The organism is Sphingopyxis sp., from assembly GCF_035565275.1.
GTDB lineage: Bacteria > Pseudomonadota > Alphaproteobacteria > Sphingomonadales > Sphingomonadaceae > Sphingopyxis.
The window spans coordinates 1-10,404 of record NZ_DATMST010000148.1; the positions used below are offsets into that span (position 1 = coordinate 1).

Consider the following 10,404-nt stretch of genomic DNA (forward strand, 5'->3'; position numbering starts at 1 on the left):
GGGCGTCTGCGCGGGCGGCGGCGCGACCGCCGCGACCTGCACGGGCTTGCGTTTTGGACCGAGCTGGCCGTTCGGGAAACGGCCGAAATGGGCGGCGGCCGCCTGCTGCGCCGGGTTGAGCCGGTCCATCTGCGTCAGGTAAGGCAGGATATTCTGGGCCATCGCGGGCGGCATCGTCGCGTTGACGATTTCGGTCGCTTCCTTGTCGCGGCCGTTCATCGCGAGGATCATCGCGCGCAGCCGCCACGCACCGCGATCCTGCGCGCGCAACTGCGGTGTCAGCATCTGGATCGCCCGATCGGCATCGCCGCTGATACCGAGCGACAGCGCATAGCGGCGCGTTAGCTCGTCATTGGAAGCGATCGACAGCGCGAGTTGATAATCGCGCTGCGCCGCATCCTGTTGCCCGAGCAGGTCGCGCGCCAGCCCGCGATCGGCAAGGAACAGCCGTTCCGACGCGCCCATCAGTTGCGCTTCGCCGAAATAGTCGAGCGCGCGCGTCGGATTTTCCATGTGGACCATCGCCGAACCCAGCGCGGCCTTGATCGCGCCGTCGCGCGGCGCCGCCTGCTCGGCGCGGACAAGAAAGCCCAACGCGGCACGATAATCATCAAGGTCGATCGACGCCCGGCCAGCATCGAGCAGCGCGGCGGTATCGCTGTTGTTCGCGGCGATACGCGCGAGCGATGACGACAGCAGCGCGCGCGCGGACGTCCGCTTCTGCATCGCCGCTTTCGTCGCCGGATCGGGCGGGGTCACCTGCCACGCCTGCGCCGGCGACAAGGCTGCGACAGAAAACAACAGCGCAGCGAGCGCGCCGACATGGCGCCGCGCACGCGCCGGCCTTGCCGTCAATTTCACTTGCCGCATGGGCAAATCATCCCGATTTCCGACCTGCCATGCCCGGCCGGCGGCCGCATAGCCCCGTTACTGGTTGTTCTGGCGCCCCAGGAAACGCGGGATATCGACCCCGTCTTCCTTGCCGCTTTCGTCGCTGTCGGGCGTAGTCGCACCGCGCGACAGCCGCGACATACGCTCGAACAAGGTTCCGCCGCCGACCGACCGCGCGGGGGCTTCCTCGGCCGGCGCAGCCTCTGCGGCCGGACGATATTCGGAACGCGGAGCTTCGGGTGCATCGAGCACGAGTTCATCAGCCGTATCGTCGTAGGTCGCCGCGACCTGCGACAATTCCATGGGTTCCTCTTCAGCCGCCGCTGCGGGCGCTTCGGGCTCCGCAGCGCCGCCGAGCGAGAAGCCGGGGGCCGGATCATTGTCCTGGGCCACCTGTGCTTCGGCGACAGGCTCTTCCTGGATCACCGGTTCGATCGCTTCTTCGGCCACCGGAGCAGGCGCCGCAGGGCGTGCAGGAGCGAAGGAGAAGCTGCGCGTTGCTGGCGCCGCCTGCGCCGCGCTTTCGCCGTTGCCGTCGATGCCCGTCGCGACGACCGACACGCGGATCTTGCCATCGAGGCTGTCGTTAAAGGCGCTGCCCCAGATGATATTCGCGTCGGGATCGACCAGTTCGCGAATATGGTTCGCAGCCTCGTCGACTTCCATCAGGCGCATGTCCTCGCCACCGGTGATCGAGATGATGACGCCCTTGGCGCCCGCCATCGATACGCCGTCGAGCAGCGGGTTGGCGATCGCTTTCTGCGCGGCTTCAAGCGCGCGGCCATCGCCCTCGGCTTCGCCGGTGCCCATCATCGCCTTGCCCATCTCGCGCATCACGCTGCGGACGTCGGCAAAGTCGAGGTTGATCAGGCCGGGCATGACCATCAGGTCGGTGATGCCGCGAACGCCCTGCTGGAGCACTTCGTCGGCCATGGTGAACGCTTCCTTGAAGGTCGTGTTCGGGTTGGCGACGAGGAAGAGATTCTGGTTGGGAATGACGATCAGCGTGTCGACATGGTCCTGCAGCTCGGCGATGCCGGCGTCGGCCGAACGCATGCGACGGTTGCCTTCGAAGGTGAAGGGCTTGGTCACGACGCCGACGGTCAGGATACCGCGATCGCGCGCCGCCTTGGCGATGACCGGCGCCGCGCCGGTGCCGGTGCCGCCGCCCATGCCCGCCGCGACGAAGCACATATGCGCGCCGTTCAGCGCTTCTTCGACCTGCGCGATGCTTTCTTCGGCCGCCGCGCGGCCAACCTCGGGCCGCGACCCCGCGCCCAGTCCCTGGGTGATCTGCGTCCCCAGCTGGATGCGCCGTTCGGCCGGCGAGGCGTTCAGCGCCTGCGCGTCGGTGTTCGCGACGACGAAGTCGACACCCTCGACACGCGCCGCGATCATGTTTGCGATGGCATTGCCACCCGCGCCGCCGACGCCGATCACCGCGATACGCGGCTTCAGCTCGTCGACCTGCGGCGGGCCAATATTGATGCTCATCAAATAGTCTCCCTGCAGCGGCGGACAGGTGCCGCTTCCCCAACCTTGCGACCCAGCCGGGCGGTAGTCCGTCCGCCCGGATTTCTGTTACCGCATTGCACTATTGTGACGTGGGAATCATCCAAAAAATTAACCTTTTTGACCTCGCGACAACTAAAAACTGCTTTTCAGTGCCGCCATCAGCCGGTGAAGGATCGACGTCCCCGCCGGCTTGTAAACATCCTGTGCCATCATCGGCAGATCGCGAAGGTCCACCGGGTCCGACGCGGCATAGAGAACCAGACCCGCGAGCGTCGCGAAAGCCGGGCCGCTGTGCGCATCGGGCAGGCCGTGCAAGCCGCGCGGTCGCCCGACGCGCGCGGCGCGCCCAAGCGCGACCTGCGTGTAATCGGCAATGCCCTTCAGGTCCGCGCCGCCACCGACGAGCACAACCTGACGCCCGATCGGGCCGACGAAATGCAGGTCCTTCAGGGTCCGGCCGATCTCGCCCATCATCGCGTCGAGCCGCTGGCGGATCACCGTCACCAGCTGCGCGCGCGTGATACGCGGGGAATCGCTTCCCGACGGCGCGCCGGGTTCGAGCTCGATGATCTCGTTGTTGTCGCGCGGGCTCGCCGACGCCGAGCCATAGAAGCTCTGAAGGCGCTGCGCCTGACTGCGCCGGATGCCGAAGGCCGACGCGATGTCGTCGGTGATATCGCTCGCGCCGAACGGCAGCGACACCATCTCGACGAGCATGCCGCCGGCATAAAGCGAAACCGTGGTGACCGCCGCGCCCAGCTCGACGAGCGCCACGCCAAGGTCACGTTCCTCGTCCGACAGGCAGGCGAGCCCGGCGGCGATCGGCGAAGCGACCACGGCGTTGACGTCGAGATGCGCCTGCCGCACCGCGGACTCGAGGTTCCGTACCGGCGCGCCGTCGGCCATGATGATATGGATATCGACGCCGAGCCGGTCGGCGTGAAGGCCGATCGGATTCTTGACCCCGGTCAGCCCGTCGAGCGTATAGAGCGCGGGCTGGGCGTGCAGGATCATGCGCCCTTCGGGATCGATGCCGGCGCGCCCTGCGGCGAGCAGATCGTCGACATCTTCCTTTTCGATGCGGTGGCCGCCGAGTTCGCTCTCGATCGGCGCGACGTCGCTGAGCAGACTGCCGGCCGAAAAGGCGACCCATACATCGTCGATGTTGAGCCCCGCGATCCGCTCGGCCTGCTCGATCGCTTCCCGCACGATGTGTTCGGTCTGCTCCATGTCGGCGACATAACCGCGCTGGACGCCGCGGCTCTCGCGCTGGCCGGTGCCGAGCACATGAAGCTGGCCGTCGGCGGTTTGACCCGCGATCAGTGCGCAAACCTTCCACGACCCGACATCGAGCGCGGTGATGATCTTTTCGATGCGCGGCGGCGCCATGGCCTTACCCCTTCTCCGCCGAGCTGGCGGCAGCGACGGCGTCGACCGCGTCGCGCGCGTCATCGAGCTTCGCGGGCGCCACCTGCCCCTCGTGCGGCAGGCGCAGCACGAAACGGTCGGGGTCGCGCATGTCGAAGCGCAATATACCGCGGCCGAGCAGGCGGTTGGCGCCGTCCATATGTGCGAATTTGGCGAGTGCAGCCTTCGCCTCCGCCTCTCCCTCGGGCAGCGACAGCGTCTCGCCGCTGCGGAAGCGCAGATCCCAGCGGCGGTTGCCGACCCAGGTCGCGCCCGCGAGCAGTTCCTTGAGGCTGCTCGCCTCGGCGAGCAGGCGGCCGAGGTCCTGCGAGCGCTGATTCGCCCTGGGCCCGATGACGAGCGGCAGGTCGGGCATCGTCGCGACGGTGACGGGTTCGAGCACGACGCCCTTTTCGTCGATCAGCGACAGACGATTGTTGTGCTGCCAGATTGCGGCCGGGGTACGTTCGACGATGTCGACGACGAGCGTGTCGGGAAGGCGGCGCGACACGCGCGCATCCTTGATCCAGCCATATTTCATCAGGTCGCCGCGGACATTTTCCAGATCGACCGCCGCCATCGAGCGATCCTTCTGCGCGAGCGCGATGTCATAGACCTTCAGCCGGTCGATACGGTCGGCGCCGACGACCTCGACCTTCTTGACCTGAAAACCTGCGCGGCCGACGACCTGCGCCCACTCCTCGTGGATCTTCGCGGTCACACCGGTGGCATGCGCGCCGATCGCGGCGACCGCGCACAGGCTCAGGCCGATCGTCCAGTTGGCGACCTTTTGCAGCCGCTGCGGGCTGATCGGCAGCGCATTGATGACGGCGTTGAGGCGCGAGGTCTGCACCTTCCGCCGCTTCTTCGGCGCGCGCACGGGCCGCCGCGGCGGCGCCTTGGCGCGCTTGATCCTGGTACTGCTCATGACAACGCTTCCCCCACGATGCGTTCGACGAGTTCGGCATAATCCATGCCGACGGCGCGCCCCTGTTCGGGCACGAGGCTGAGCGCCGTCATCCCCGGCTGCGTATTGACTTCAAGCAGGAAGATGCCCGCAAGACCATGTTCGTCATCCCAGCGAAAGTCCGAGCGCGACGCGCCCTTGCAGCCGAGCAGGCGGTGCGACTGCAGCGCCAGATCCTTCATCCGCTGCGCCACATCATCGGGCACGTCGGCGGGGCAGACATGCTCGGTCAGGCCATCGGTATATTTGGCGTCATAGTCGTAGAAACCCGACTTGACGCGCAGTTCGGTGACGGCAAGCGCCTGGTCGCCCAGCACTGCGACAGTCAGTTCGCGGCCCTTGATGAAGGGTTCGGCCAGCAGCCGGTCGAATTCCTGCCATGGGCCGACCGATCCGCGCGCGATGGGATTGCCGTAATTGCTGTCGTCCCTGACGATCGCGACACCGACCGACGAACCTTCGTTGACGGGCTTCAGCACATAGGGGCGCGGCAAGGGGTCGACTGAAAACAGGCTTTCGCTGTCGACCATCATCCCCGTCGGCATGGGGACACCGTGTGGGACAAGCGCCTGTTTCGTCAACTCCTTGTCGATCGCGATCACCGAGGTTACGAGGCCGCTGTGCGTATATTTGAGGCCCATCAGGTCGAGCATGCCCTGCACAGTGCCGTCCTCGCCCGGGACACCGTGAAGCGCGTTGAACACGACGTCGGGCTTCGCCTCGGCGAGCCGCAACGCGACGTCGCGGCCCATATCGATGCGTGTGACCTTGTGTCCGCGGCTTTCAAGCGCGTCGGCGACGCCATTGCCGCTCATCAGTGACACTTCGCGTTCGGCGGACCAGCCGCCCATCAGGACGGCGACATGCCACGGACCACGGCTCACTTCTTCACTCCCACGCGTTGAATTTCCCATTGCAGTTCGATGCCACTCTTGGCCTTGACGCGGCGGCGGACTTCCTCGCCGAGCGCCTCGATGTCGGCGCTCGTCGCTTCGCCCGTGTTGATCAGGAAATTGGTGTGTTTCTCGCTGACCTGCGCGCCACCGACGGTGAAACCGCGGCAGCCGGCCTCGTCGACGAGTTGCCACGCCTTGTGGCCGTCGGGATTCTTGAAGGTCGAGCCGCCGGTCTTCGAACGCAGCGGCTGCGACGCCTCGCGGCTCGCCGAGATGCGGTCCATTTCGGCCTGTATCGCCGCAGGCTCGCCTGGGCGACCGCGAAAGGTCGCGCCGATCACGACCGCGCCTTCGGGTAATTCGCTGTGGCGATAGGTATAGCCCAAGTCGACGAGCGCCAGCGTCTTGCGTTCGCCCGAGCGCAGCACGACGTCGGCTTCGATCAGGATATCCTTGACCTCCCCACCATAGGCGCCGCCGTTCATGCGGACGAAGCCGCCCACGGTTCCCGGGATCGAGCGGAGAAATTCCATCCCGGCGATGCCCGCGTCGCGCGCGGTCGAGGAGACCAGAATGCCCGACGCGCCGCCGCCGCAGCGCAGCGTCACGGCGTCGATCGCCTCCACCTTTGCAAATGCTTTGCCGAGCCGGACGACCAAGCCCGGAAAACCGCCGTCGCGGACGATCAGGTTCGATCCGAGGCCGAGCGCCATCACGGGGACGGCGGGGTCGAGATCGCGCAGAAAATCGGCAAGGTCGTCCGCATCCTTGGGCTCGAACAGCCAGCCGGCGGGGCCGCCCGACTTGAACCAGACAAGCGGCGCCAACGGCGCTTTCGCCGTCAGCTTGCCGCGCACGGCGGGGAGCGTTTCCACGGCGTTCATGCCGCCTCCACCGCCGCAGCCAAACTCGCCGCCATCTTGGTGATGTCGCCCGCGCCGAGGCAGATGATCTTGTCGTCGGCACCGAGGTCGCCCGCCGCGATGCTCGCCGCGATGGCGGAGGCCAGCGCGCCCGCGTCGGCGACAACATTGGCCTGCCGATGCCCGCGGTCGCGGAGGCCCGCTACCAATGCATCCGACGACACGCCGTCGACCGGCGCCTCGCCCGCAGGATAGACCGGCAGCGCCAGCACCATGTCGGCGTCGTTAAATGCCTGCTGAAAATCATCCATATGATCGCGCAGCCGGGTAAAGCGGTGCGGCTGGACAACAGCGACGACGCGCCCTGCCCCCACCCCTTCGCGCGCAGCCGACAGCACGGCGCGGATTTCCACCGGGTGATGCGCATAATCGTCGATCACAGTGACCACACCCGCACCCACCTCTATCTCGCCGACCTTGGTGAAGCGGCGCTTGACCCCCGCAAAGCCGTTGAAGCCCGAGGCGATCTTGTCGTCGCTGACACCCATGTGCAGCGCAACGGCAATGGCAGCGAGCGAGTTCTGGACATTGTGGCGGCCCGACATGGGCAGATGAATGCCCTCGATCGTCCGGCTGTGGCCGTCGCGGTCGCGCACGACGACATCGAAGCGGTTGCCGTCGGGGCCGGGCGTCACATTGGTACCGCGCACGTCCGCCTGGGCCGAGAAACCATAGGTCACGATACGGCGGTCGCGGATGCGCGGGATGATCGCCTGCACCTCGGGATGATCGAGGCAGAGCATCGCAGCGCCATAGAAGGGCACATTCTCGATAAACTCGACGAACGCATCCTTGATCGCGTCGAAGCTGCCATAATGGTCGAGATGTTCGGGGTCGATGTTGGTGACGACCGCGATCGTCCCATCGAGGCGGAGGAAGCTGCCGTCGCTCTCGTCGGCTTCGACCACCATCCAGTCGCTCGCGCCGAGGCGCGCGTTCGAACCGTAATTGTTGATGATGCCGCCGTTGATCACGGTCGGATCGATCCCGCCTGCGTCGAGCAACGCCGCGACGAGGCTGGTGGTCGTCGTCTTGCCGTGCGTACCCGCGATCGCGACGGTCGATTTGAGCCGCATCAGCTCGGCAAGCATTTCGGCGCGGCGGACGATCGGGATACGGTGCGCGAGCGCGGCCTCTACTTCGGGATTGCCGCGCTTGACCGCAGTCGAGGTCACGACGACCGCAACGCCATCGACGTTCGATGCCTCGTGCCCGATCGCAACCTTGATCCCGCGATTGCGGAGACCCTCTACGACGTACGAGTCGGCGATATCGCTGCCTTGCACCTGATAGCCCAGATTGTGCATCACCTCGGCGATGCCCGACATGCCGATGCCGCCGATGCCGATGAAATGGATGATGCCGATGTCTGTTGCGACGCCGCGCATCATTTATCTCCCGCGCGGGCGGCGGCGACGCCGCCAGCGACCGCTGCCGAACGGGAAGGCGCGCCGACGCGGATCACGTCCATCATCGGCGGCGCGGAGAGCGATTCGACCAGATCGGCAAGGTCACGCGTCGCATCGGGAAGCCCGCAGCTCGCTGCGCGTTCGGCCGCCTCTTCGAGCGCGCCGGGTTCGAGCGCCATGCGCTGGATATGCTTGGCAACCTCGGCGGGCGTGAAGTCCCGCTGCTGGAAGGCGATCGCCCCGCCCGCTTCGACCAGATCGACAACATTGTACGTCTGATGGTCGTCCATCGCACTCGGATAGGGAACGAAGATCGCCGGGCGGCCGGCGCAAGCGAGTTCGGCGACGGTCGAGGCCCCCGCGCGCGCGATGACCATGTGCGCCCAACGCAGCCGTTCCGGAAAATCCTTGATGTAAGACGCGCATTCGGCGGCGACGCCGAGTTCCGCGTATTTTGCGCGCACCGCCTCCAGATCATCTTCGCGGCACTGCTGGACGACCTGCAACCGGTCGAGCAGGGCCCGCGGCAGCATCGCGATCGCGGCGGGGACGACTTCGCTGAGCACCGTCGCGCCTAGACTTCCCCCGACCACGAGCAGGCGAAAGATGCCGTCTTCGGGGAGTGGCGGGAAGCCGTCTTCGCGGATCGCGACAATTTCGTCGCGCACGGGATTGCCGGTGATGTGGAGCTTCGCTTCATTTCCGGCCGGAAGCCGCTGGATATTGCGATAGGCAACCGCGACGGCATCGACACGCGGTGCCATCATGCGGTTGACGCGGCCAAGCACGGCATTTTGTTCGTGAAGAACACGCGGCCGCTTCGTCGCGCCCGCGGCCAGCAGGCTGGGGAGCGAGGGATAGCCCCCGAAACCGACCACGACGGCGGGGTCGAACTCGCGGATCAGATCGATCGCCATGCGGCGGCCCTTGCGGATCGCGAGCGCCGCCTTGAGCCAGCCGACCGGACCACCCGACACGCGGCCGGCGGGCAGAAGGTGTGTTTCCATCTCCGCAGGCGCGCCCGGTATCTTCAGTCCCCGGTCGTCGCCGACCAGCGCAACACGGTGTCCGCGCGCGATCAGTTCGCCGGCGAGGGCGTAAGCGGGCAGCATATGTCCTCCCGTCCCGCCGGCAGCGAGAAGAAAGTGGCGCGTTGCGGTCATTTTGGGGCAGTCATTTCTTGTTCCAGTTTCGGGTCATCGACACCCGAGCCGCATAGGGGTTTCGCCGGGTCAGCGACAAGAGCAAACCCATACCGATCGACAAGGCGATGAAGGACGAGCCGCCATAGCTGATGAAGGGCAGCGTCATCCCCTTCGACGGGAAGATCTGCGTGTTCACCGCCATGTTGATCACGGCCTGTCCGCCGAACTGCGCGATCAGGCCCGCGACCGCGAGGATCAGGAAACTGTCCTCTTCATCGAGCAGACGGACGAGGACACGCACGATGATCGCAAGATAGAGGATCGCGATCGCGATGCACGCGATCATCCCGAATTCCTCGCCGATGACCGAGAAGATATAGTCGGTATGTGCCTCGGGCAGCTGGAACTTGGCAAGCCCCGCACCGGGGCCGGTGCCGATCAGCCCGCCTGCGGTCAGCGTCGCATGCGCCTTGTCGACCTGGAAGCTGTCGCCCTCGGCAAACAGCCAGATGTTGATGCGCTGCTGGGCAACCGGATAGAAGAAATAGGCAAGAACGATGCCGACGACACCCGCGCCGGCGAGCGCTGCAAGGATGCGCATCGACAAGCCGGCAACCATCACGAGCACCAGCCAGGTCGCGATAAAGATGATCGTCTGCCCAAGGTCGGGCTGTCCCATGAGCAGCAACGCGATAACGCCGGTGAGCACCGCCGCGAGCGGCACGACCGGGAGGCTCTGGTCATGCAGCCTGAGCGACAGGACCCACGCGAGCGACACCGCGAAGAAGGGCTTGAGGAATTCGGACGGCTGCAGCCGGAACACGCCGCTGCCGATCCAGCGCTGCGCTCCGTTTACCGAGGTTCCGATCAAAGGCACGAGGAAGAGCAGGAAGAGAAAGGCGATCGTCCCGTAGATGGCGAAACGCCGCGCCTGTGGCTTGGGCAGCATCGACACCACCAGCATCACCGGCACGCCGACAATGACCCACATGAGTTGGCGATAGAAATAATAGAGCGGGTCGAGCGACGCGGTCGAAGTCGACAGCTTTTGCGCGGCGACAGGCGAAGCCGCGGCAACCGCAACCAGTCCGATCGCGACAAGGATCGACACGAGCAGCAGGAGGACGCGGTCAATTTCCCAGAACCACAAACCGAGTGGCGTGCGATCCGCGCGGCTGAGGCGCGGGCCGCGACGTTTCGTCGTGCGCGTGGTGACGATCACCGGCCTCTCGGTCGTGGCATCCATATTGT

General features: G+C 66.1%; 8 protein-coding genes and 1 pseudogene. All 9 read right to left on the bottom strand.

Annotation, left to right across the window (positions count from 1 at the left end):
* Positions 1-870, bottom strand: a pseudogene (locus VN047_RS10240) (SPOR domain-containing protein); the annotation flags it as partial.
* 57 nt (positions 871-927) lie between these two features.
* Complete coding sequence (gene ftsZ / locus VN047_RS10245; RefSeq protein WP_325542338.1) at positions 928-2,385, bottom strand: cell division protein FtsZ; 1,458 nt, start codon at positions 2,383-2,385, stop codon at positions 928-930.
* Positions 2,386-2,538: 153 nt separating this feature from the next.
* On the bottom strand, positions 2,539-3,795 hold the full coding sequence (gene ftsA / locus VN047_RS10250; protein ID WP_325542340.1) for a cell division protein FtsA: 1,257 nt from the start codon (positions 3,793-3,795) through the stop codon (positions 2,539-2,541).
* A gap of 4 nt (positions 3,796-3,799) precedes the next feature.
* On the bottom strand, positions 3,800-4,741 hold the full coding sequence (locus VN047_RS10255; RefSeq protein ID WP_325542342.1) for a cell division protein FtsQ/DivIB: 942 nt from the start codon (positions 4,739-4,741) through the stop codon (positions 3,800-3,802).
* Positions 4,738-5,664, bottom strand: coding sequence for a D-alanine--D-alanine ligase (locus tag VN047_RS10260; RefSeq protein WP_325542344.1), 927 nt, complete (start codon positions 5,662-5,664; stop codon positions 4,738-4,740). Before VN047_RS10260 ends, VN047_RS10255 begins: the two co-directional genes overlap by 4 nt.
* Positions 5,661-6,560 carry a UDP-N-acetylmuramate dehydrogenase gene (gene murB, locus VN047_RS10265; RefSeq protein WP_325542346.1) on the bottom strand — a complete coding sequence of 300 codons (900 nt, stop codon included), beginning with the start codon at positions 6,558-6,560 and terminating at the stop codon, positions 5,661-5,663. Before murB ends, VN047_RS10260 begins: the two co-directional genes overlap by 4 nt.
* A complete protein-coding gene (gene murC, locus VN047_RS10270) occupies positions 6,557-7,987 on the bottom strand; it encodes a UDP-N-acetylmuramate--L-alanine ligase (protein ID WP_325542385.1) in 1,431 nt (476 codons plus the stop codon). Before murC ends, murB begins: the two co-directional genes overlap by 4 nt.
* The gene (murG, locus tag VN047_RS10275; protein WP_325542348.1) at positions 7,987-9,171 is read right to left on the bottom strand and encodes an undecaprenyldiphospho-muramoylpentapeptide beta-N-acetylglucosaminyltransferase; all 1,185 of its coding nucleotides are present in this window, start codon (positions 9,169-9,171) and stop codon (positions 7,987-7,989) included. The genes murC and murG overlap by 1 nt, the downstream gene beginning before the upstream one ends.
* Positions 9,172-9,181: 10 nt before the next feature.
* The gene (locus VN047_RS10280) at positions 9,182-10,399 is read right to left on the bottom strand and encodes a putative peptidoglycan glycosyltransferase FtsW (protein ID WP_325542349.1); all 1,218 of its coding nucleotides are present in this window, start codon (positions 10,397-10,399) and stop codon (positions 9,182-9,184) included.
* Between the last annotated feature and the right edge of the window lie 5 nt (positions 10,400-10,404).